Annotated in this window: 20 protein-coding genes; 16 read left to right on the top strand and 4 right to left on the bottom strand. The window is 60.7% G+C overall.

Translation table 11 applies throughout. The features are described 5' to 3' along the window. Positions 1-57: 57 nt before the first annotated feature. From BLU85_RS18855 to gntB, 8 genes are all read left to right on the top strand, one after another. Entirely contained in the window at positions 58-1,584 is a 1,527-nt protein-coding gene (locus BLU85_RS18855; RefSeq protein WP_092201974.1) for a CoA-acylating methylmalonate-semialdehyde dehydrogenase, read from the top strand. A gap of 10 nt (positions 1,585-1,594) precedes the next feature. After that, positions 1,595-2,482 carry a 3-hydroxyisobutyrate dehydrogenase gene (mmsB, locus tag BLU85_RS18850; protein ID WP_092201976.1) on the top strand — a complete coding sequence of 296 codons (888 nt, stop codon included), beginning with the start codon at positions 1,595-1,597 and terminating at the stop codon, positions 2,480-2,482. 274 nt (positions 2,483-2,756) lie between these two features. Then, positions 2,757-3,719 carry a proline dehydrogenase family protein gene (locus BLU85_RS18845; RefSeq protein ID WP_092201978.1) on the top strand — a complete coding sequence of 321 codons (963 nt, stop codon included), beginning with the start codon at positions 2,757-2,759 and terminating at the stop codon, positions 3,717-3,719. 11 nt (positions 3,720-3,730) lie between these two features. After that, complete coding sequence (locus tag BLU85_RS18840; protein WP_092201980.1) at positions 3,731-4,792, top strand: threonine aldolase family protein; 1,062 nt, start codon at positions 3,731-3,733, stop codon at positions 4,790-4,792. Further along, positions 4,789-6,093: a hypothetical protein gene (locus tag BLU85_RS18835; protein ID WP_092201982.1), complete on the top strand. Its 1,305-nt coding sequence runs from the start codon at positions 4,789-4,791 to the stop codon at positions 6,091-6,093. Before BLU85_RS18840 ends, BLU85_RS18835 begins: the two co-directional genes overlap by 4 nt. After that, positions 6,090-7,298: an MFS transporter gene (locus BLU85_RS18830; protein ID WP_092201984.1), complete on the top strand. Its 1,209-nt coding sequence runs from the start codon at positions 6,090-6,092 to the stop codon at positions 7,296-7,298. The genes BLU85_RS18835 and BLU85_RS18830 overlap by 4 nt, the downstream gene beginning before the upstream one ends. 3 nt (positions 7,299-7,301) lie before the next feature. Next, entirely contained in the window at positions 7,302-8,417 is a 1,116-nt protein-coding gene (locus BLU85_RS18825; protein WP_092290033.1) for an aminotransferase class V-fold PLP-dependent enzyme, read from the top strand. A gap of 202 nt (positions 8,418-8,619) precedes the next feature. Then, complete coding sequence (gene gntB / locus BLU85_RS18820) at positions 8,620-9,606, top strand: guanitoxin biosynthesis L-arginine gamma (S) hydroxylase (RefSeq protein ID WP_092201988.1); 987 nt, start codon at positions 8,620-8,622, stop codon at positions 9,604-9,606. Positions 9,607-9,672: 66 nt separating this feature from the next. Here the strand turns inward: gntB and BLU85_RS18815 are convergent, their stop codons facing one another. Continuing rightward, on the bottom strand, positions 9,673-10,017 hold the full coding sequence (locus BLU85_RS18815; RefSeq protein ID WP_060739285.1) for a cupin domain-containing protein: 345 nt from the start codon (positions 10,015-10,017) through the stop codon (positions 9,673-9,675). A gap of 96 nt (positions 10,018-10,113) precedes the next feature. Then, complete coding sequence (locus tag BLU85_RS18810) at positions 10,114-10,995, bottom strand: LysR substrate-binding domain-containing protein (protein ID WP_092201990.1); 882 nt, start codon at positions 10,993-10,995, stop codon at positions 10,114-10,116. Between the two features lie 216 nt (positions 10,996-11,211). Between BLU85_RS18810 and BLU85_RS18805 the strand changes: the two genes are divergently transcribed. Continuing rightward, positions 11,212-11,976 (top strand): sulfite exporter TauE/SafE family protein, encoded by a 765-nt coding sequence (locus BLU85_RS18805; RefSeq protein WP_092201992.1) that lies wholly within the window; start codon positions 11,212-11,214, stop codon positions 11,974-11,976. Here the strand turns inward: BLU85_RS18805 and BLU85_RS18800 are convergent. Then, a complete protein-coding gene (locus BLU85_RS18800; protein ID WP_092201994.1) occupies positions 11,966-12,280 on the bottom strand; it encodes a putative quinol monooxygenase in 315 nt (104 codons plus the stop codon). The two genes, BLU85_RS18805 and BLU85_RS18800, sit on opposite strands and share 11 nt — an antisense overlap. A 200-nt stretch (positions 12,281-12,480) precedes the next feature. Between BLU85_RS18800 and BLU85_RS18795 the strand changes: the two genes are divergently transcribed. The 3 genes from BLU85_RS18795 (at position 12,481) to BLU85_RS18785 (ending at position 15,209) form a co-directional block, all read left to right on the top strand. Further along, positions 12,481-13,071 carry an NADPH:quinone oxidoreductase MdaB gene (locus BLU85_RS18795; protein ID WP_092201997.1) on the top strand — a complete coding sequence of 197 codons (591 nt, stop codon included), beginning with the start codon at positions 12,481-12,483 and terminating at the stop codon, positions 13,069-13,071. A 208-nt stretch (positions 13,072-13,279) separates the two neighbouring features. Continuing rightward, entirely contained in the window at positions 13,280-14,191 is a 912-nt protein-coding gene (locus tag BLU85_RS18790; protein ID WP_092201999.1) for a LysR family transcriptional regulator, read from the top strand. Between the two features lie 103 nt (positions 14,192-14,294). Next, positions 14,295-15,209, top strand: a complete 915-nt coding sequence (locus tag BLU85_RS18785; protein WP_092202001.1) for an NAD-dependent epimerase/dehydratase family protein — start codon at positions 14,295-14,297, stop codon at positions 15,207-15,209. Between the two features lie 116 nt (positions 15,210-15,325). Here BLU85_RS18785 and BLU85_RS18780 read toward each other — a convergent pair whose 3' ends face one another. Then, positions 15,326-16,771 carry a SulP family inorganic anion transporter gene (locus tag BLU85_RS18780; RefSeq protein ID WP_092202003.1) on the bottom strand — a complete coding sequence of 482 codons (1,446 nt, stop codon included), beginning with the start codon at positions 16,769-16,771 and terminating at the stop codon, positions 15,326-15,328. 310 nt (positions 16,772-17,081) lie between these two features. Between BLU85_RS18780 and BLU85_RS18775 the strand changes: the two genes are divergently transcribed. The 4 genes from BLU85_RS18775 to BLU85_RS18760 all read left to right on the top strand — a co-directional run bounded on the left by BLU85_RS18775 (position 17,082) and on the right by BLU85_RS18760 (position 21,285). After that, positions 17,082-18,431: a GntT/GntP/DsdX family permease gene (locus BLU85_RS18775; protein ID WP_092202005.1), complete on the top strand. Its 1,350-nt coding sequence runs from the start codon at positions 17,082-17,084 to the stop codon at positions 18,429-18,431. Positions 18,432-18,458: 27 nt separating this feature from the next. After that, on the top strand, positions 18,459-19,319 hold the full coding sequence (locus tag BLU85_RS18770; protein ID WP_072411014.1) for a MurR/RpiR family transcriptional regulator: 861 nt from the start codon (positions 18,459-18,461) through the stop codon (positions 19,317-19,319). Between the two features lies 1 nt (position 19,320). Next, positions 19,321-20,793: an N-acyl-D-amino-acid deacylase family protein gene (locus BLU85_RS18765; RefSeq protein ID WP_092202007.1), complete on the top strand. Its 1,473-nt coding sequence runs from the start codon at positions 19,321-19,323 to the stop codon at positions 20,791-20,793. A 123-nt stretch (positions 20,794-20,916) separates the two neighbouring features. After that, positions 20,917-21,285, top strand: coding sequence for a glyoxalase superfamily protein (locus BLU85_RS18760; protein ID WP_060739274.1), 369 nt, complete (start codon positions 20,917-20,919; stop codon positions 21,283-21,285). The last annotated feature ends 42 nt before the right edge of the window (positions 21,286-21,327 follow it).

Below are 21,327 nucleotides of genomic sequence, written 5' to 3'. Positions count from 1 at the left end.
TGCACCTTGGTCTTTGCTGAACCAGCGCTCTCTATAAGAACAATCCCGGAGGCCAGCATGAACGTTTCCCTTACGCCCAGCGACACCACCCTGCAAACCGTCAGACTGTTGATCGATGGCGAGTGGGTCGAATCCCAGTCCAGCGAATGGCACGACATCGTCAACCCGGCGACCCAGCAGGTGCTGGCGAAGGTTCCATTCGCTACGGCGTCGGAAGTCGATGCCGCCATCGCCGCTGCCCAGCGTGCGTTCCAGACCTGGAAACTGACGCCCATCGGTGCGCGGATGCGCATCATGCTCAAGCTCCAGGCATTGATCCGCGAGCACTCCAAGCGCATCGCCGCGGTGCTCAGCGCCGAACAGGGCAAGACCATCGCTGACGCCGAGGGCGATATTTTCCGCGGCCTGGAAGTGGTCGAGCACGCCTGTTCCATCGGCACCCTGCAGATGGGCGAGTTCGCCGAGAACGTCGCCGGTGGCGTGGACACCTACACGCTGCGCCAACCGATCGGGGTGTGCGCGGGCATTACGCCGTTCAACTTCCCGGCGATGATTCCGCTGTGGATGTTCCCGATGGCCATCGCCTGCGGCAACACCTTTGTGCTCAAGCCGTCCGAACAGGATCCGCTGTCGACCATGCTGCTGGTGGAGCTGGCCATTGAGGCCGGCGTACCGGCGGGTGTGCTCAACGTGGTGCACGGTGGCAAGGACGTGGTGGATGCGCTCTGCACCCACAAGGACATCAAGGCGGTTTCCTTCGTCGGTTCGACGGCGGTCGGCACCCACGTGTATGACCTGGCGGGTCGCCATGGCAAGCGCGTGCAGTCGATGATGGGCGCCAAGAACCACGCGGTGGTGTTGCCCGATGCCAATCGTGAGCAGACCCTCAACGCCTTGGTCGGCGCCGGTTTCGGCGCGGCGGGCCAGCGTTGCATGGCCACCTCCGTGGTGGTGCTGGTGGGCGCGGCCAAACAATGGTTGCCGGAGCTCAAGGCCCTGGCGCAGAAACTCAAGGTCAACGCCGGCAGTGAGCCGGGCACCGACGTCGGCCCGGTGATTTCCAAGCGGGCCAAGGCACGGATTCTCGAGTTGATCGAGAGCGGCGTGAAGGAAGGCGCGAAGCTGGAACTCGATGGCCGTGGCATCAGCGTGCCGGGCTTCGAGCAGGGCAACTTTGTCGGCCCGACCTTGTTTTCCGGTGTGACCACCGAGATGCGCATCTACACCGAGGAAATCTTCGGCCCGGTGCTGGTGGTGCTGGAAGTCGACACCCTGGATCAGGCGATAGCCCTGGTCAACGCCAACCCATTCGGTAACGGCACCGGCCTGTTCACCCAGAGCGGTGCGGCGGCGCGCAAATTCCAGAGCGAAATCGACGTTGGCCAGGTGGGCATCAACATCCCGATCCCGGTGCCGGTGCCGTTCTTCAGCTTCACCGGTTCCCGCGGTTCGAAACTCGGCGACCTCGGCCCGTACGGCAAACAAGTGGTGCAGTTCTACACTCAGACCAAGACCGTGACCGCGCGCTGGTTCGATGATGACAGCGTCAATGACGGTGTGAACACCACCATCAATTTGCGTTAAGGAGCCGGACATGAACATCGCATTTATCGGCCTGGGCAACATGGGCGCCCCCATGGCACGCAACCTGCTCAAGGCTGGCCATTCGCTGAACCTGTTCGACCTGAACCAGACGGTGCTGGCCGAGCTGGCGGCATTGGGCGGTACGATCAGCGCCTCGCCTCGCGACGCGGCCCAGGGCGCCGGGCTGGTGATCACCATGCTGCCGGCCGCCGCCCATGTACGTAGCGTCTGGCTGGGTGAGGACGGTGTGCTGGCCGGTATCGCCGCTGGCACACCGGCGGTGGATTGCAGCACCATCGATCCACAAACCGCTCGCGACGTGGCGGCTGCCGCTGCGAAACAAGGGGTGGCGATGGCCGATGCGCCCGTCTCGGGTGGCACCGGCGGTGCGGCGGCGGGTACGTTGACCTTCATGGTCGGCGCCACGGCTGAGTTGTTCGCCACCTTGCAACCGGTGTTGGCGCAAATGGGCCGTAACATCGTGCACTGTGGCGAAGTCGGCACCGGGCAGATCGCCAAGATCTGCAACAACCTGCTGCTGGGCATTTCCATGGTGGGCGTCAGCGAGGCCATGGCGCTGGGCAATGCCTTGGGAATCGACACCCAAGTGCTGGCCGGGATCATTAACAGTTCGACGGGGCGTTGCTGGAGTTCGGACACCTACAACCCGTGGCCGGGCGTGATCGAAATGGCGCCGGCGTCCCGTGGCTATACGGGTGGCTTTGGCGCCGACCTGATGCTCAAGGACCTTGGCCTGGCGACCGAAGCCGCGCGGCAGGCCCATCAGCCGGTGGTGCTGGGGGCGGTGGCGCAGCAGTTGTACCAGGCGATGAGCCTGCGAGGCGAGGGCGGCAAGGATTTTTCGGCGATTGTTAACAGCTATCGCAAGCCGCAATAAGCGTGTGATGGGCGAGGGAGCGAGCTTCCTCGCCACAGCGTCTGATGTTCAAGGTCGCCCCGTTGGCTGGGAAACAAGCTGACTGGGCGATATTTGCCGTGAAGCTGTAATAAACGATATTTACGATGACACTGTCTTGAGTGTACTTGGTTTCATATATATGAAACGTTGTGGATGATAACGAGTTGTTATAGTTATGGAGCCTTGACAGACAAAAAACGTTGCACAATACTCGGCGCTCAGGACGAGCAATCATTATCAAGGAGCGATACCCATGCCTTCGCAGGATACGTGCGTACTTATATCTGCTGCCCTTAAAAAGTTGGCGCTCAATCAAGAATGTCGGGACGCCTTCAGCAAAGACTCGTTGTTCTTCAAGTTGTTCGAGCAAGCGGCCCACCGCTATATCGTCTCTTCGGATCGGGAAGAGCTCGCTGGAAAACTCCAATTACTCCACGACAAAGGCTATCGACTCGGCGTTGAGTATGTCGGCGAGGAGAACCACGATCCGCGCGTGGTGCAGGCCTTTGTCGATGAATATCTGAAGTCTATCCAGACGTTCGCCAAGGCTGGGTTAACGCCGCAGTTGGGGTTTGATCTAAGTGCCGTGGGCATGCTCATTTCCCAGGAAACGGCCTATCGCAACGCCGCGACTATCCTGTCTGCTGCCGCAGAACATAATATTTCCGTGATGATTAGCATGGAGCACTCTTCGGCGGTCGATAAGATCCTCGAAGTGTATTCCCAGTTGGCGCCTGATCATTCCAATGTTGGTCTAACGGTACAAGCGCACTTGCATAGGACGCTTGATGATTTACCCGAAATCATTGGGTATGGCCGTAAGGTTAGATTGGTTAAGGGTGTATATAACGAAGCGCGTGAAATAGCCCTCCCTCGTGGTGCGGAACTGGATCAGCGCTATTTGACATTACTTGCCGAACTTCTCGAGGCCGACATCGCGGTCAGTTGCGCGACGCAGGACCCCAGTCTGATCAAGCGCATTTTCGAGCAGGGTTACCACTCGCGTATCCAGGAACTGGAAATGCTCCACGGTGTGCAACCCGAGACCTTGCGTAACGCCAAGGACGCCGGGCTGGCGTGTCGTATCGCGGCGGTTTATGGCGACAGCTGGTACCTGCATTTTCTGCATCGACTCGCCGAGTCGCCTGAAAACGTCCTGGAGTCCCTCGCTGACTTCTACGATCCCTCTCGCATCGTCTTTGGCGCAGGTTACTAACGGAGCAATTTATGTTTATCGATCTGAGAAGCGACACGGTAACCAAGCCAACGGAAGGCATGCGCAAGGCGATTTATCAGGCTGAAGTGGGTGATGACTGTTTCGGTGAGGACCCGACAGTGCGTGCGCTGGAGGAATACTGCGCCAATTACTTCCAGAAGGAAGCGGCGCTGTTCACCTCGGGCGGCACCTTGAGCAACCAGTTGGCGATCAAGGCACTGACGAACCCGGGCGACGAGATATTCCTCGACGCTTCGTACCACATCAATTTCTATGAGTCGGCTTCGACATCGGCTTTTTCAGGGGTCAATTTTTCGCTGTCCAACCATGACAACGGCCTGTTCGACGTCGGTGACCTGGAAAAACTCTACGCCTCCAAATGCCGCTGGAGTCAGAACTATGCCTTGCCGCGGGTGGTGGTGATTGAAAACACCCTAGGCTGCAAAGGCGGGGACATCTTTCCGCTGCAACAAATGAACGATGTCTTTGCTTACGCCAAGGATATCGGTGCCTATCGTTATCTCGATGGCGCACGCATTCTCCATGCGTCGATTGCCTCCGGCATCGATGTGACTTCATACACCGACAATGCTGATCTGCTGTCCATGTGCCTGTCGAAGGGATTGGGTGCGCCGATCGGTTCGATCATGGTGGGTTCGCAAGAACTGATACTGCGCGCCAAAAAATACCGCAAATGGTTCGGTGGTGATTTGCACCAGGCCGGCATGATGGCGGCGGCCGGGCTTTATGCGATGCAAAACCACGTCGAGCGGTTGGCCGACGACCATGAGCACGCAGCGTTGCTGCACCAGTTGCTCAATGACATCGACGAGGCGCCTGCGCGCTACAAGGGCACGAACATGGTCACCCTGGACATTGCCGCACTGGGTATCGCGCCGGTGCAGTTCGCCGCTCTTCTGCGTCAGAAAGGGGTGGGGGGCTTGCCTTATAACGCCAGGGAAATGCGCTTCATGCCGCATCTCAACATAAGCCGCGACGATATCCATAAAGCCGCCGGGATTATCAAGGAAACCGTTCGTGAGGTCAGCCGTGCCCCGGAGGCGATCAAGTGATCTATAAGAAAAACATTGTGCTGATCGTGGATGCCTATTCGATCGGCAGCCTCATCGCGCCCGCCTTCATTTCCCGTGGATTCGAATGCGTGCACGTGCGTTCCACCGCCAATGTCAACGCCTTCTACAAGCCCTGGTTCCGTCCGGCCGACTTTATCCAGGACGTTCTCTACCACTCTGACGCCGAGCTGCAGCAGGCATTATCCGATTACTCGGTGCAGTTCGTGCTGGCCGGCTGCGAGTTTGGTGTTGAACTGGCTGCGCATCTGGCGGGCCTGTTCGATATTCCTCGCCGCAATGATCCGGCGCATGCCGTTCGCTGGCGCGACAAGTTCGAAATGCATGAAGCCTTGCAGCGGGCGGGCGTGCGCTCGATCAAGCATTTCAAGTCGGATTCGCTGGCAGCGATTCTGGAGTGGATAAAAGAACAACGCATCCTGCCGGTGGTGTTGAAGCCGATCAAAAGTGCCGGTTCCGACAATATTCATATCTGTACGCAGGAAAGCGAAGTCGAACAGGCCTTCGAGGTCATCAAGTCGAGCCAGAACCTGTTCCTTGAAAGCAACGAGGAAATCCTGGTCCAGCAGTATCTGGACAATTCGGATTTCAACTCGGAGTTGTCGGCGAGCAAATCCACGGACGTGGACATCGAATACTGCGTCAATACCGTGAGTGTCGACGGCCAGCACTATGTCAGCGAAATCATCCGGGTATACCGCACTCGGATTGGCGATTCGCCCGTGCACGACTACAACCAGCTGATGTGCCCGGTGGACAATGCCGACGTCTACGGTCGCCTGTCGCAATACATTTTTTCCGTGCTCGATGCGCTGGGTATCCGGCAGGGTGTCGGTCACAGCGAACTGATGATTGTCGACGACGAACCGGTGTTGCTTGAAACCGCGGCACGCATGCCGGGCGGCATCGACCTGTCGGCCTATACCCGGGCCTTGGGGCATAACCAGTTGAGCCTGTGGATCGATTCGTTGATCAACCCCCAGGCCTTTCTCGATTACCGGCAACGCCCGAGAAACAAGCTTTATTTTCATTCCAGCTGTGTGTTCCTGATCGCTCGACAGGCCGGGCCAATCAAGCGCGCGCCGGACCTCGCCCGGTGGAAAGCGATCCCTGGCGTACACAGCATCAAGATCCAGGATGAAGGAGCGCTCAAGGAAACCGTTTCCCTGGAAAACTGCCCGGGCCACGTGTTCATTCTCGACCGTGACCGTGCAGCCATTCAGAAGAGCATCGAGTTGCTGCGCGAGGACGAACCCGGCGTGTACAGGGAAATGTTGTCATGAAAGACGTGTCGGGAGAGCTGGCGGTGCAGGGTGGATTCAAGGTGTATACCCGGCCCGTGGTTCTGCTGCTGTCGGCGACGTTCATCCTGACCGTTGCCCGGGCCCTGGCCTTGCCTTATCTGGTGGTTTATTTCTCCCAGGCCTTTGGCCTGGGGGTCACCGATATCGGTCTTGTGGTGGGCGGCGCGTTGATCGTCAGCTCCATCCTGGGTGTCTACGGCGGTTTTCTGGTGGATCGGTTTTCCAACTACCGGATCCTGCTCGGTGCCGCCACGCTGTTTGCCCTGGCGTTTGCCGTGGCTTACCAGGTGGCCAGCCTGGTGCCGTTCATCATCGCTATCGTGGTGGTCAACCTCGCCTATGCGGTGATCGACATCGCGGTGAAATCAGGCATCGGTTTCCTGGTGACGGCGGACAAGCGGGCGAGCGTGTTTTCCATGAAGTACACGCTGACCAACGTCGGTTACGCCATCGGTCCTTTCCTGGGGGCGCTGTGCGCGAAAATCAGTCCCGGCCTGCCGTTTGCGGTCTCGGCCTTGATCGGGGTGGCTTTTGTCGTGTTGTACAGCGGAATGGGAGCACGGCTTCCCCGTGGAGAAGGCGTAGAGCGGCCAAGTCATGATTTCGCCCGCGTGCTGGTCCATTTGGTGCGTAACTACAAGCTGGTGTGTTTTACGATCGGAGGCGTTCTCAGTGCCGTCGTGTTCGGTCAGTTCACGGCCTATTTGTCGCAATACCTGATCGTGACCAGCACGCCGGAGAACACCTACAAGATCATCAACTATCTGGTCACCACCAATGCTTGCGTGGTGATTGGTTTGCAATACCTGGTCGGCTCCAGGATCAACCAGAACAATCTGTTCCGGATGCTGATGCTGGGCATGTTGTTTTTCGTGGTTGGCCTGATGGGGTTTTGTTACGCACAGACTCCGCTGGCCTGGGTATTGGCCATGATCGTTTTCACCGTGGGTGAAATCATCATTATCCCGGTGGAATACCTGTTCATCGACTACATCGCCCCGGAGGATATGCGCGGCGTGTACTACGGTGCGCAAAACCTGTCCAACCTGGGGGCCGCGCTGGGGCCGGTGCTATGCGGTGTCGCCCTGTCGCTCTTTGCACCTTGGGCGGTGTTCTACCTGTTATCCATGTGCGTGGTCGTGGCCAGTCTGTTTTATTTCCTGGGTTCAAGGCGTGAGAGGTGATTGATGATTCACTTCAATACGGCGGGTTCGGGGCTGATGTCTGCCGAGACGCTGAAGCTGATGCAACGTTATCTGCAGGACGAGTTCGAGTCGGGAGCTTATGAAACCGAGTTGAATTACGCCCCTGTGCTGGACGTTGAGGTCTATGAAAACATTGCCCGGCTGCTGGGCACCGATGCGCGTAACGTGGCGCTTTTCGATGGGGCGACCAAGGCTTGGGTGACCGCGCTGGAGGCATTGACCTGGTCCGAAGGCGCACGCGTTCTGGTCACGCCCTACGAATACGCGGGCAACCTGATCGCACTTGCAACATTGCAGCGCCTGCATGGGGTCGTGGTTGAAGTGATGCCGCTGCTGGCCGATGGCAATCTCGACCTGCCATGGCTGGCCCGGCACATGAGCGCCGAGGTCAAGTTGGTCTCGATCGTCCATGTCCCTTCTTGCTGCGGCATCGTGAATGACATCGAGGCGGTGGGCAGTATCCTGCGCGACTACTCGGCCTGGTACTTTGTCGATGCCTGTCAATCGGCGGGCATGCTGGCGCTGGACGTGCGCGCCGCCGGCTGCGATGTGTTGACGGCTGCCGGTAGAAAATTCCTGTGTGGGCCAAGGGGAACAGGGTTTGCCTACTTGTCCGAGCGCTTCCTGGCCACCGCACAGCCTCGTTTCACTGACCTGGGCCGGGCCACGGTCGATGTCAGCGGCGGTGTCACGCGAGGGATGGAAGATGCCCGCTGTTTTGAATATGCCGAGCGCAACAACGCGGCCGTAGTGGGTTTGAACCAGGCGATAAAAGAGCGCTTGTCGAGCGCCTACGGGGCGGAGTCCGAGCTCTATCGAGTGCTGTTCCGGCGTCTGGCAGAGGCCCCCGGTGTCAACTTGATTGCTCCGGGCACTCACCATCAAGGCATCATCGCTTTCACCCATGAGCGTTGTTCGGCGACAGAACTCGTCAGTTATCTGCGCGCCCGAGGTATCAACGCATGGCCAGGATATGCATCGCATACGCCGTACTTCATGTTGGCGCAGGGGCATGAGCGTTTTGTGCGCGTGTCCATCAATGCGAGGAACAACGCTCAAGAGGTGGATGAGTTCATCGCGTTGCTGTCCGAGTTGTAAATGATCAATGAGGCAACCAATAGCCTTTAAATAAAAAATCTATGTCGTGCGGTTTGTCGCAATGGAATGTGCGTGGTGTGCCTGGCAGGTGACCGTCTGCGGCAGTGGTACTGCATTAATTGTTTTGTCCGGGGAAATAATTAAGGCCGCGCAGGCGTTTCGCGCCTGCATTCATCACTTCGAGTTATGAAAGGGAATTCTGATGAACGATGTGAACAGGTTCAATCCTTCCGCTGCACTCAGGCTGCGTCTGCGGCCCTTGTACAAAAAAGACAATTGGCACTGGCTGGTTGCCCTGGGTGCGGATCTTCTGGTCATTGCCTCGGCGATATTTCTAGCCAATCGCTATAACGTGCTTTATCCGCTGGCATTGTTGTTCATCGGCTCTCGGCAGCGGGCACTTGCCTCGCTTTTGCACGAAGCGGCGCACATGACGTTGGCTCAAAGCAAGGCGCTTAACAAATGGGTCGGTGAGTATTTGTTGGCCTATCCCATCTTTCAGGACTATGAAGCCTATCGTCGATCCCATGTGCAGATGCACCACCACCATCTGGGCGACAAGCTGAAGGATCCCGACCATCGTTTCTATATCGAGTCGGGTTTGTACGAGGCTCAGGACCGTCTGGACTTCCTGTTCCGTCATCTGTTCAGGAGCGTGACGCTGGTCAACACCTACAAGTACTTCCTTTATCTGGTCAAGAACCGGGCGGGGGACATCCTGGCCAATCCGTTACAGGGCTTGAAGCTTCTGGCGGTTCATGGCGCCATGTGGTTGCTCTTCAATTACTTTGTCGGCCCGTGGGCTTATGTCCTGTTCTGGTTGGTTCCTTACTTCACGGTGTTCCAAGTGATTGGCTGGCTCTCCGAGATTTCCGAGCACTTCGGCATGTTCGGGGTGTACCAGGATGAGGTGCAACTGACGCGCAATCGTTTCCCCACTCCGGTCGAGCGATTGTTTATCGGCATGCATGGCGATAACTATCATCTGACCCACCACCTGTTTGCCGGCGTGCCGTTCTGGAACCTGAAGCAGGCGCACCAGATATTGATGGAGGATGAAAGTTATGCGGCGGCCAATCGGGGCTGTGGCGGCATTTTCACTGCGAAAGGGGATGCCCGATCGAGCCTGCATCAGATATTCGAGGCGTATCGCAGCGGTAAAATCAGCACCGTCGACGTGACGGCATAGCGGGGGGCATGCTGCGCTGTGCTCCAGGCGCGCCTTCGAGCACAGCGTATCGGTCAAGCGCGTTCGTCAGGCGAAGACGAAATATTTGCGCACGGTCTCGACCACTTCCCACGTGCCTTTCATGCCTGGCTCGATGACGAAGATGTCACCGGCGCGCAGATGGATCGGCTCCAGGCCCTCCGGGGTGATGATGCAGTAGCCTTCCTGGAAATGGCAGTACTCCCACTTCACGTATTCCACATACCATTTGCCGGGTGTGCAGATCCAGGTGCCCATGATCTTGCTGCCGTCTTCGCTGGTGTAGGCGTTGAGGTTGACGGTGTGCGGGTCGCCTTCGAGTTTTTCCCATTTGCAGGCATCGAGTACGGGCAGCGGATGGGTGTCGCGCAGGACGGTGATGGGGGCGGTCATGTGAGCTCCGAAAGGGCGGAAGAGAACAGGCACCCTAACGCGTGGCCTGGGTGGGTAGATGCCTGTGGTCGACATCGAGCTATCCAGAAGCGCGCATCAATCGGCCAGATGTCGAGCCAGGGCGCTGGCGTAGGCCGGCAAACCGTCGAAGTGGCGGGCGCACAGCAGCAGCGCCCGGTGGGTCCAGGCCTCTTGCAGCGGGACGCAGTGATACGAAGGCTCGGGTGGGCGCCGGTCGATGGCCGCCTTCGGCACGATGGCAATGCCTGCACCATGGGCCACCATGCGAATCATGCCGTCGAAACCATCGGCGCGAATGCGGATTTGCATGCGCGAGCCGATGTGCAGGGCCTGTTCTTCCAGGTGAATCGCCAGGGCACTGGAGGCGTTCAGGCCGACATAGTCATGGCTGAGGGTCTCGCTGAACCGCACCGCTCGACCGTCAGCCAGTGGGTGCCCGGTCGGTAGGATCAAGACCAGTGGATCGTCGCGAAACGGCCAGGCCTGAAGGCCGTGGGTGTCCACCGCGTCGGAAACGATCCCCAGGTCCGCCGCGCCCTGGCGCAGCGCATGGGTGATCCGTGAGCTGGGTAATTCCTGCAGGTCGATGTCTAGGTGGGGATGGGCCTTGAGAAAGCCGGCCAGCAGTTCGGGCAGGTACTCGGTCATGGCGCTGGTGTTGCACAACAATCGCACCCGGCCTTTGACGCCCTTGGCGTATTCGGCCAGGTCCTGTTGCAGGCGTTCGGCCTGTTGCAACAGGGCCCGGGCATGCTCGGCCAGGGCCCTGCCAGCCGGCGTCGGGGTTACGCCACGCCGTCCGCGCTCAAGCAGATCGATGCCCAGGGAAGCTTCCATGGCCCGGACCCGCGCACTGGCCGCGGCCAGGGACAAATGGCTGCGGGCCGCACCGGCGGTGATGTTGCCGGTGTCGAGGATGTTCAGGTAGAGGCGCAGGTCGGTGAGGTCGAAGTGCATGGGCTGGTGATCCTGTGCCGGGTTTGTCTGGTGTTTGCTAAATCGCCATCGCGAGCAGGCTCGCTCCCACAGTTTGAAATGCAATCCCCCTGTGGGAGCGAGCTTGCTCGCGATGACGTCGTCAGCATCAACGAATTTACAGCCTCTTGTCACAAGAGAGGCACCCTCAGTATATGGCAGATTTTCAGGCCAGGTCCCGGGGCGCACGATACCCCCATGAACACACTTATCGCTTTCTATCAAAATCTCGGCCTGGCCCTTTCCTTGCTGGTCATCGTCACCTTCCTGCTGGCCGGCACCATCAAGGGTGTGATCGGCCTGGGGCTGCCGACCGTCTCCATGGGCTTGCTCGGGCTGGCTATGTCTCCGCCACAGGCTGCGGCGTTGCTGATTATCCCGGCGACCCTGACCAATCTCTGGCAACTGGCGTTCGGCGGTCATCTGCAAGCCCTGATCCGGCGCCTGTGGCCGCTGCTGCTGGCGATTTTCTTGGGCACCGGGCTCGGTACGCTGTGGCTCGGTATGACAGGCGGGGCTTGGGTCGTGCGGGCCTTGGGCGGGGCATTGTTGCTGTATGCGTTGAGCGGATTGTTGCTGCCAACGCTGCGGGTCGATCCCGATGCCGAATCGTGGATCGCTCCGCTTTGTGGGCTGCTGACCGGCCTCATCACGTCCGCCACCGGTGTGTTCGTCATTCCGGCGGTGCCCTATCTGCAAGCGCTGGGCTTGAGCAAGGATGAACTGGTGCAGGCCCTGGGCCTGTCTTTCACCGTTTCTACCCTGGCCCTGGCCGCCGGCCTGTTGTGGCGCGGCGAGCTGGGCGGGGGCGAGTTGAGTGCCTCGTTGTTGGCAGTGGCACCGGCGCTGCTGGGGATGTGGCTAGGGCAATGGTTGCGCCAGCGGATCAGCGCCGTGTGGTTCAAACGGGCATTTTTCATCGGCCTCGGCGTGCTCGGCGGCCATCTGCTGATCAGCGGCTAGCCGAGGACGGGCTGAGCATGTCGACGCGGCGGATGTCGAAGTCGCGCTCCAGGTACTCCATGCGTCGCTCGAAGAATTGCCGCATGTGCGGCAGGTTCGAGTGCACCTCCAGGTGCGCCTGGGATGCCCAGATTTCATAGAAGATGAACAGCGTTGGATCCTGCTGGTCCCGCAGCATGTGGTATTCGATGCAACCGGGCTCGGCACGGCTTGGCTCGACGTAGGCGCGAAACAGCGCTTCGAAGGCTTCGGCTTTTTCCGGGCGGGTCTTGGCATGCAGGATGAAACCGTGCAGTTCGCTCATCGAGGGGGCTCCTGAATAAAAGAGGTGTCGGAGCTTACGGCAACAATCGGCCTTCCATTCTTGCGTATAGATCAAATCAGTTTTGCCGTTGCGGTGCTTATTCCGCGCGAAGCTCGTCGGTACCCTGCCGCCATCATTTTCAACCTTTCCATGCAGCGGCCCTCCAACGGCCCACGCCGTGGAACCCGATGAGGCTCCCCATGAAAAAAGTCCTGTTGCTCAACGGCGGCAAACAATTCGCCCACTCTGACGGTCGCTATAACGCCACCCTCCACGACACGGCGCTCAGCGTGTTGGACCGTGGCGGTTTCGATGTGAAAACCACCTTCATCGACGGCGGCTACGACGTCCAGGAGGAAGTCGCCAAGTTCCTCTGGGCCGACGTGATCATTTACCAGATGCCAGGCTGGTGGATGGGCGCACCGTGGACCGTGAAGAAATACATCGACGAAGTCTTCACCGAAGGCCACGGCAGCCTCTATGCCAGCGACGGTCGGACCCGTTCCGATGCCTCGCAGAAATATGGCAGCGGCGGCCTGATCCAAGGCAAGCAGTACATGTTGTCCCTGACCTGGAACGCCCCGCAGCAAGCCTTCGACGACCCGACCGACTTCTTCGAAGCCAAGGGCGTGGACGCGGTGTACTTCCCGTTCCACAAGGCCAATCAGTTCCTCGGCATGACCGGCCTGCCGACCTTCCTGTGCGTGGACGTGATGAAGCGCCCGAACATCGAAGAGGATGTGGCGCGGTATGAGCGGCATTTGATCGAGGTGTTCGGCCTGAAGGCGTGACCTTTTTGCGACGTACCCCGTTACTATCTGTCTGGTCCGGGGCGCGGTGGATCTGTGGCGAGGGGATTTATCCCCGCTCGTCTGCGAAGCAGACGCCGAGGCATGACGACATGATTGCTCAGGTACATCGCGTCGTTGGCTAAGGTCCGCTTCGCGGCCCAGCGGGGATAAATCCCCTCGCCACAAAGATCAATCGACAGGGGGATACGTGAAAGCCAGATCCGACGAGTTGCAGATTTTCGTCTGCGTGATCGAGTGCGGATCGATCTCCGCCGCCGCCGAACAGGTCGGGCAGACGCCATCGGCGGTCAGCCGCACGCTATCGCGATTGGAGGCCAAGCTCGACATCACGCTGATCAACCGCACCACGCGGCGCATGGACCTGACCGAGGAGGGCAAGTACTTCTTCGAACAGGCCAAAGGCATCCTCGACCAGATGGATGAACTGGAAGAGCGCCTGTCGTCCCGCCAGAAAAATCCCGCGGGACGCTTGCGGATCAACGCGGCCTCGCCGTTCATGCTGCACGCCATCGTCCCGCACATTGAAGAGTTCCGCGGGCTTTACCCGGATATCCAGCTCGAACTCAACAGCAACGACCTGATCATCGACCTGCTGGAGCAAAGCACCGACATCGCCATCCGCATCGGCACCCTCACCGACTCGACGCTCCACGCCCGCGCCCTGGGCTGCAGCCCGTTGCACATCCTCGCCAGCCCGGCCTATTTGAAGCGGCACGGCACACCCACCAGCGTCGCCGAACTGGCGGAGCACGCATTGCTGGGGTTTGCCCAGAACGAGGGCCTCAATCAATGGCCGCTGCGCCACCGGCACGGTGATCGCTGGCCGATCCAGCCCGCCATCAGCGCGTCCAGCGGCGAGACCGTGCGGCACCTGGCGCTGCAAGGGCAGGGCATTGCCTGCCTGTCAGACTTCATGACCCGCGAAGACATCCAGGCCGGTCGGCTGAAGGTGCTGCTGGCCGATGCCAACAGCGGATACCGCCAGCCAATCAATGCGGTGTACTACCGCAACTCGCAACTGGCCCTGCGGATCCAGTGCTTCCTGGACTTCATTCAGGGCAAGCTCGCCGACTACGCCGCGCGGGACTTCAAGGGCTGATTCGTGACTTCAAGGCAAGAGTGATTTGGGCAATGTGGACTGTTTCGGCAAGGACCAGTCCTCGATACTCGTCCCATCACTCAGGTTGCCAAGGAGTTATCCCATGAACGTATTCATCACCGGCGCTGCCGGTTTTATCGGCGGTTCCATCGCCACCGGCCTGGTACGCGCCGGGCATCAGGTTCGCGGTCTGGTGCGCAGTGCCGAACAGGCGAGCGAACTCACTGCGCTGGGCATCGAGCCGGTCATTGGTACCCTCGAGGACAGCGCGCTGCTCACCGAACAGGCCCGTGCCGCCGACGCCGTGATCAACGCCGCCAGCAGCGATCATCGGGGTGCGGTCGAAGCCCTGATCGAAGGGCTCGAAGGCTCGAACAAAGTGCTGCTGCACACCAGCGGTTCGAGCATTGTCGGCGATGCTTCCGGTGGTCGTCACAGCGATGACATCTACCGGGAAGGCCATCTGCCGCCACCCACGGTCGACAAAGCGGCCCGTGTCGCCATCGACAATCTTGTCCTGGATGCCGCCCAGCAAGGCGTGAATTCGGCGGTGATCTGCAACACCTTGATCTACGGCCACAGCCTGGGGGTCAAGCGTGACAGTGTGCAGTTGCCACGGCTGCTCAAGCAGGCGCGTAAAAGCGGGGTGGTGCGGCATGTGGGACCGGGGCAGAACATCTGGTCCAACGTGCACATCGAAGACGTGGTCGAGCTGTACAAGTTGGCTCTGACCCGTAACGTACCCGGCACGTTCTATTTCGTTGAAAGCGGCGAGGCCTCGTTCATCGACATGACCACTGCCATGGCCCGGGCGCTGAAGCTGGGCGAGCCGCAAGATTGGCCGCTGGCCGAAGCCGAGGCCGAATGGGGCTACGAAATGGCCAACTATGGCCTGGGTTCCAACAGCCGTGTGCGAGGCACGAACGCCCGTGGGCTGCTGGGCTGGACGCCGAAGCGGACGTCGGTGGTGGAGTGGATTCTCGATGAGATGGTGACATCGACAGTGCCAGCAGAATAAGCACCCTTGTGGGAGCGAGCTTGCTCGCGATGGCGCCAGGTCATTCAGTACTGAAGTTGGCTGACCCACCGCTATCGCGAGCAAGCTCGCTCCCACAGTTTTTGTTGGGTGTTGCTTCAGTCGTGCTGCACGCCTGCACGCTTGAGCATTTGCTTGCAACGCTCGGACAGGTGAAACACCCGCAGGTGCTTGCCCGCTTTGCTGTAGCGCTCGCGCAGGGTCTTGAGCGCGGCGACGGCCGAGTAGTCGACGAAGCGCAAGTGACGGCAATCGAGGGTCACCAGCGCCGGGTCGTTGGCCGGGTCGAACTGGTTGAGGAACGGCGTCGACGAGGCGAAGAACAGCGTGCCGTGCAAGCGATAAAGCTTGCTGCCGTCGGCTTCCTCGTGGGTGTCGGCGTACAGCTCCCGGGCTTGTTGCCAGGCGAAGTTGAGCGCCGCGATGATAATCCCGCAGAGCACGGCCACGGCCAGGTCGGTGAACACCGTGATCACCGTCACCGCGATGATGACCAGCACATCGTTGGCCGGCACTTTGTTGACCACCCGCAACGAGGCCCAGGCGAATGTCTGTTGGGACACCACGAACATCACGCCCACCAGCGCCGCCAGCGGGATGCGCTCGATCAGCGGCGACAGGAACAACACGAACAGCAACACCATCACCCCGGCCACCACGCCGGATAACCGCCCGCGTCCGCCCGAGCTGAGGTTGATCATGGTCTGGCCGATCATGGCGCAACCGCCCATGCCGCCGAGCAAGCCGGAGGCCATGTTGGCCGCGCCCAACGCCACGCACTCACGGTCCGGATAACCGCGGCTCTCGGTGATTTCATCGGTCAGGTTCAAGGTCAACAAGGTTTCCAGCAAACCGACCATCGCCATGATGACCGCATAGGGTGCGACGATTTGCAGGGTTTGCAGGTTCCAGGGAATGTCCGGCAGGGCAAAGGTCGGCAAGCCGCCGGCGATGTGGGCCATGTCGCCCAGTGTTCGGGTCGGCAGGCCGAGCAGGTCGACCGCCAGGCCAACACCGAGGATGGCCACCAGCGCCGGCGGCACGCTGCGGGTCAGGCGCGGCAGCAGGTAGACGATGGCCATGGTCAGCGCCACCAGGCCGGCCATCAGGTACAGCGGCGGGCCGCTCAGCCAAGCCTCGCCATTCTTGAAGTGTTCCAACTGGGCCAGGGCAATGACGATCGCCAGGCCGTTGACGAAGCCGAGCATCACCGGGTGCGGCACCATGCGCACCAGCTTGCCCAGGCGTAACAACCCGAACGCCATCATGATCAACCCGCCCAGCAGCACGGTCGCCAACAGGTACTGCACACCGTGTTGCACCACCAAGGCGACGATCACCACGGCCATCGATCCCGCCGCGCCTGACACCATCCCGGGGCGACCACCGAACAACGCGGTCAGCGTGCACAGGATGAACGCACCGTACAACCCCATCAGCGGATTGAGATGGGCCACCAGGGCGAAGGCGATGCACTCGGGGAGCAGGGCGAAAGAGGTGGTGAGGCCGGCGAGGGTATCGGCGCGAAGGCGTGCTGGTTTCATGATTTACCTGACTGGGCGCCGGTGGAGCGTCGGCTGCCGGGGCGTGGTGCGAAAACAGCTGCGGATGGTACGGAATTGAGTGCGGGGCGGCCAGCCGTCTGTGGTGAGGGGATAAATCCCCTCACCACAAGAGAAGGGTTCTGTATGAAAGTCCGGCGCCGGATTTTCATAGCGGCTGCATCGCGATGTCCGTCAGCGACATTTCTTGCCTGTGGGCGAAAATTACTTTCAATGGGTTTGAAGAATCCTCGGTGAAATGATTTATGAGTTTCACAACACATCGACGTGACCCCCATTCGAGGAGTAACGCATGGCCCCTGCTTTCGGTTATTGGCTACTGGTCTACGCGGCCATCGCCATCATTGCGCTGATCGTTCTGATCGCCCGTTATCGACTCAATCCGTTCATCGTGATTACTCTGGTTTCCATTGGCCTGGCGTTGCTGGCCGGGATGCCGCCGTCAGGTGTGGTGGGGGCGTACGAGGCGGGTGTCGGCAAGACGCTGGGGCACATTGCACTGGTGGTGGCCTTGGGCACGATGCTCGGCAAGATGATGGCCGAGTCCGGCGGGGCGGAGCGGATGGCGCAGACGCTGATCGGACGCTTCGGCGAGCGCAACGCCCACTGGGCAATGGTGTGCATTGCCTTCCTGGTGGGCTTGCCGTTGTTCTTCGAAGTCGGCTTTGTGCTGCTGGTGCCCATCGCTTTCACCATCGCCCGGCGTGTGGGCGTGTCGATCCTGATGGTGGGGCTGCCGATGGTCGCCGGGCTTTCGGTGGTCCATGCCCTGGTGCCGCCTCATCCGGCGGCGATGCTGGCAGTGCAGGCGTTCCAGGCCTCGGTGGGCCAGACCTTGCTGTACGCGATCCTGATCGGCATTCCCACCGCGATCATCGCCGGCCCGCTGTACGCCAAATTCATCGTGCCACGCATCCAGCTACCGGCCGAGAACCCGCTGGAGCGACAATTCCTCGACCGCGAGCCGCGCGCCAGGCTGCCGGGTTTCGGCGTGACCCTGGGGACCATTCTGCTGCCGGTGATTCTGATGTTGATCGGCGGCTGGGCCAACCTGATCTCCACGCCGGGCAGCGGTTTCAATCAGTTCCTGCTGTTCATCGGCAACTCGGTGATCGCCTTGCTGCTGGCGACCGTTCTCAGCTTCTGGACTCTCGGCCTGGCCCAGGGCTTCAACCGCGAATCGATCCTCAAGTTCACCAACGAATGCCTGGCACCGACCGCCAGCATCACCTTGCTGGTGGGTGCCGGCGGTGGTTTGAACCGGATCCTGGTGGACGCCGGGGTCACGCAACAGATTGTCGGCCTGGCCCAGGAGTTCCAGTTGTCACCGCTGGTCATGGGCTGGTTGTTCGCCGCACTGATGCGGGTTGCCACCGGATCGGCCACGGTGGCGATGACCACGGCCTCGGGCATCGTCGCGCCCGTGGCGATTGGCCTGGGTTATCCCCATCCCGAGTTACTGGTGCTGGCCACCGGGGCCGGGTCGGTTATCTTTTCCCACGTCAACGACGGCGGCTTCTGGCTGATCAAGGAATACTTCAATATGACCGTCACGCAAACCTTCAAGACCTGGACGGTGCTCGAAACGCTGATTTCCGTGGTCGCGTTCGCCTTGACCCTCGGGCTTTCGCGCTTGCTTTGAGCGCAACGCACCCCAACAGGAGCCGCCATGGACATCCTCTACCAGATCCGTTCCCGCCAGGATTCCTTCAGCGCCGGCGAAGGAAGAATCGCCCGGCTGATGCTCGAAGACGTCGGCTTTGCCGCCTCCGCCAGCCTCGATGAACTGGCCCAACGGGCGGAAGTCAGCAGCGCTACCCTGTCGCGCTTCGCCCGTACCGTCGGTTGCCGCGACCTGCGGGACTTGCGCCTGCAACTGGCCCAGGCCAGCGGTGTCGGCAGCCGTTTCCTCGACCCCGCCGGCGCGCCGGAGCAATCGGCGTTTTATGGACAGATCGTCGGCGATATCGAAGCGACTCTGCGCCAGCATCTGTCGGCATTCGAAGAGTCGCGGTTCGGCGATGCCGTGCGGATGATCGGCAAGGCACGGATGATTCATGCGTTCGGCCTCGGTGGCTGGTCGGCGCTGTGCGGCGAGGAGTTGCAGGTGCGGCTGGTGCGTTTCGGCTACCCGATTGCCGCCTGTCGCGACCCGGTGATGATGCGCATCACCGCCACTTCGCTGAGTGACCAGCATCTGGTCATCGCCTGTTCACTGACCGGTATCACGCCGGAGCTGTTGAGTGCCGTTGAATTGGCCCGCAGCTACGGCGCGGCGATCCTGGCCGTCACCCGCGCCGACTCGCCACTGGCCCAACTGGCCGACTGCGTGCTGCCCCTGCAAGGCGCCGAAACCTCGTTCATCTACAAACCCACGGCGGCGCGCTACGGCATGCTGCTGGCCATCGACGTGCTCGCCACCGAGCTGGCGCTGGCCCACCCCGAAGACAATCAAGAGCGCCTGCGGCGGGTCAAACTCGCCCTGGACGACTACCGCGGCGGCGACGATCACTTGCCGCTGGGAGACTGACATGCTGTACGACACGCTTATCCGCAATGCGCTGGTCATCGACGGCAGCGACAGCCCCGGTTACCACGCCGATGTCGGCATTCGCGCTGGGCGCATCGAACGCATCGGCGAGCTGGGCGATGCCCGGGCGCTTGAAGACATCGACGCCGGCGGCCGCGTGCTGGCGCCTGGGTTCATCGATGTGCACACCCACGACGACACGGTGGTGATTCGCCAACCGCAGATGCTGCCCAAGCTCAGCCAGGGCGTGACCACGGTGATCGTCGGCAACTGCGGCATCAGCGCTTCGCCGGTGAGCCTGCGGGGCGATCCACCGGACCCGATGAACCTGCTCGGCACAGCCCAGGCGTTCGCCTACCCGCGCTTTGGAGATTATCGTGGGGCGGTAGAGGCGGCGAAGCCGGCGGTCAACGTGGCCGCGTTGGTCGGGCACACGGCGTTGCGCAGCAATCACATGGATGATTTGTTGCGCACTGCGTCGGTGGGCGAAATCGCAGCCATGCGTCGGCAATTGCGCGAAAGCCTGGAGGCCGGTGCACTGGGTTTGTCCACCGGCCTGGCCTATGCCAACGCTTTTTCGGCGTCCACCGACGAAGTCATGCAACTGACCGAAGAGTTGAGTGCATTCGGCGCGGTCTACACCACCCACCTGCGCAGCGAATTCGAGCCGGTGCTCGAGGCCATGGACGAGGCGTTCCAGATCGGTCGCCATGCGCAGAGCCCGGTGATCATTTCCCACCTCAAGTGTGCCGGGGCCGGTAACTGGGGACGCAGCCCGCAGGTGCTCGCGGCCTTGGAGAACGCGGCGAAAACCCATCCGGTCGGTTGCGACTGCTATCCCTACGCGGCCAGCTCCTCGACCCTGGATCTCAAGCAAGTGACCGATGCCCATCGCATCACCATCACCTGGTCGACACCGCACCCGTCAATGGGCGGGCGCGACCTGACCGACATCGCCCGCGAATGGGCGGTGTCGCTGTTGGAAGCGGCGCGGCGGCTGCAACCGGCCGGTGCGGTGTATTACGGCATGGACGAAGGCGACGTCCGCCGAATCCTCGCCCATCCGCTATCCATGGTCGGCTCCGACGGATTGCCCGAAGACCCGTTTCCTCATCCGCGCTTGTGGGGCGCTTTCCCACGGGTGCTGGGCCATTTCAGTCGTGATGTCGGGCTGTTTGCGCTGCACACCGCCGTGCACAAGATGACCGGCCTTTCAGCGGCGCGTTTCGGCCTCAAGCAACGAGGGGAAATCCGCGAAGGCCATTGGGCGGACCTGGTGCTGTTCAATCCGCACACCATTCGCGACGTGGCCGATTTCAACGAGCCGCAACGGGCTGCCGAAGGGATTGATGGCGTGTGGGTCAATGGTGTCTTGAGCTACCGCGAAGGGCAGGCTAACGGGCGCCGGAAAGGCCGGTTCCTGGCGCGGGAGGGTGATCTGCGCCAGGGGTTTGCTCCTGCGAATGACGTGTAAGCGGCTGATATTGTGTAAATTGGCGTCACAATAATGGCACTGCGACACTAAAGAAGCCGGGTCCAAGGCCGAAGCATTGGGGTCAACCCACTAAACTGGGTCTTTTCAGCCAGGGAGCAACCCATGAGCTTCGGTAAAACCACCCCGATCCTGCGGATCTTCGATGAAACCAAGGCGCTGGCGTTCTATGTCGACTTCCTGGGCTTTACCGTCGACTGGCAACATCGCTTCGGTGACAACTTCCCGTTGTACTTGCAGGTCTCCCGTGGCGACTGCGTGTTGCACCTGAGCGAGCACCATGGCGATTGCACGCCGGGCTCGGCCCTGCGGATCGAGACCGATGAGCTGGAAGCGTTCCAGCAGCAATTGCAGGACAAGGCGTATCGCTACGCCCACCCCCAGATCCAGGCCATGCCCTGGGGAAGCCAGGACATGACGGTGGTCGATCCGTTTGGGAACCGGTTGGTGTTTACCAATGCGATCACTGTCTGAGAGGCGCCCCCGCTCGAGTCCTCCAGGCCAGGCAGGATCCGA

The organism is Pseudomonas sp. NFACC14 (genome assembly GCF_900106885.1).
Taxonomy (GTDB): Bacteria; Pseudomonadota; Gammaproteobacteria; order Pseudomonadales; family Pseudomonadaceae; genus Aquipseudomonas; species Aquipseudomonas fluorescens_AA.
The sequence above is the reverse complement of the archived record's forward strand: the minus strand, read 5'-3'. Positions and strand labels throughout refer to the sequence as shown.

Excerpts from the sequence above, each read along its gene's own strand:
- mmsB (WP_092201976.1), top strand. The coding sequence starts at position 1,595 with ATGAACATCGCATTTATCGGCCTGGGCAACATGGGCGCCCCCATGGCA.
- BLU85_RS18825 (WP_092290033.1), top strand. The coding sequence starts at position 7,302 with ATGATTCACTTCAATACGGCGGGTTCGGGGCTGATGTCTGCCGAGACG.
- BLU85_RS18765 (WP_092202007.1), top strand. The coding sequence starts at position 19,321 with ATGCTGTACGACACGCTTATCCGCAATGCGCTGGTCATCGACGGCAGC.
- BLU85_RS18805 (WP_092201992.1), top strand. The coding sequence starts at position 11,212 with ATGAACACACTTATCGCTTTCTATCAAAATCTCGGCCTGGCCCTTTCC.
- BLU85_RS18770 (WP_072411014.1), top strand. The coding sequence starts at position 18,459 with ATGGACATCCTCTACCAGATCCGTTCCCGCCAGGATTCCTTCAGCGCC.
- BLU85_RS18760 (WP_060739274.1), top strand. The coding sequence starts at position 20,917 with ATGAGCTTCGGTAAAACCACCCCGATCCTGCGGATCTTCGATGAAACC.
- gntB (WP_092201988.1), top strand. The coding sequence starts at position 8,620 with ATGAACGATGTGAACAGGTTCAATCCTTCCGCTGCACTCAGGCTGCGT.
- BLU85_RS18855 (WP_092201974.1), top strand. The coding sequence starts at position 58 with ATGAACGTTTCCCTTACGCCCAGCGACACCACCCTGCAAACCGTCAGA.
- BLU85_RS18795 (WP_092201997.1), top strand. The coding sequence starts at position 12,481 with ATGAAAAAAGTCCTGTTGCTCAACGGCGGCAAACAATTCGCCCACTCT.
- BLU85_RS18830 (WP_092201984.1), top strand. The coding sequence starts at position 6,090 with ATGAAAGACGTGTCGGGAGAGCTGGCGGTGCAGGGTGGATTCAAGGTG.
- BLU85_RS18845 (WP_092201978.1), top strand. The coding sequence starts at position 2,757 with ATGCCTTCGCAGGATACGTGCGTACTTATATCTGCTGCCCTTAAAAAG.
- BLU85_RS18780 (WP_092202003.1), bottom strand. The coding sequence starts at position 16,771 with ATGAAACCAGCACGCCTTCGCGCCGATACCCTCGCCGGCCTCACCACC.
- BLU85_RS18775 (WP_092202005.1), top strand. The coding sequence starts at position 17,082 with ATGGCCCCTGCTTTCGGTTATTGGCTACTGGTCTACGCGGCCATCGCC.
- BLU85_RS18810 (WP_092201990.1), bottom strand. The coding sequence starts at position 10,995 with ATGCACTTCGACCTCACCGACCTGCGCCTCTACCTGAACATCCTCGAC.
- BLU85_RS18840 (WP_092201980.1), top strand. The coding sequence starts at position 3,731 with ATGTTTATCGATCTGAGAAGCGACACGGTAACCAAGCCAACGGAAGGC.
- BLU85_RS18785 (WP_092202001.1), top strand. The coding sequence starts at position 14,295 with ATGAACGTATTCATCACCGGCGCTGCCGGTTTTATCGGCGGTTCCATC.
- BLU85_RS18815 (WP_060739285.1), bottom strand. The coding sequence starts at position 10,017 with ATGACCGCCCCCATCACCGTCCTGCGCGACACCCATCCGCTGCCCGTA.
- BLU85_RS18800 (WP_092201994.1), bottom strand. The coding sequence starts at position 12,280 with ATGAGCGAACTGCACGGTTTCATCCTGCATGCCAAGACCCGCCCGGAA.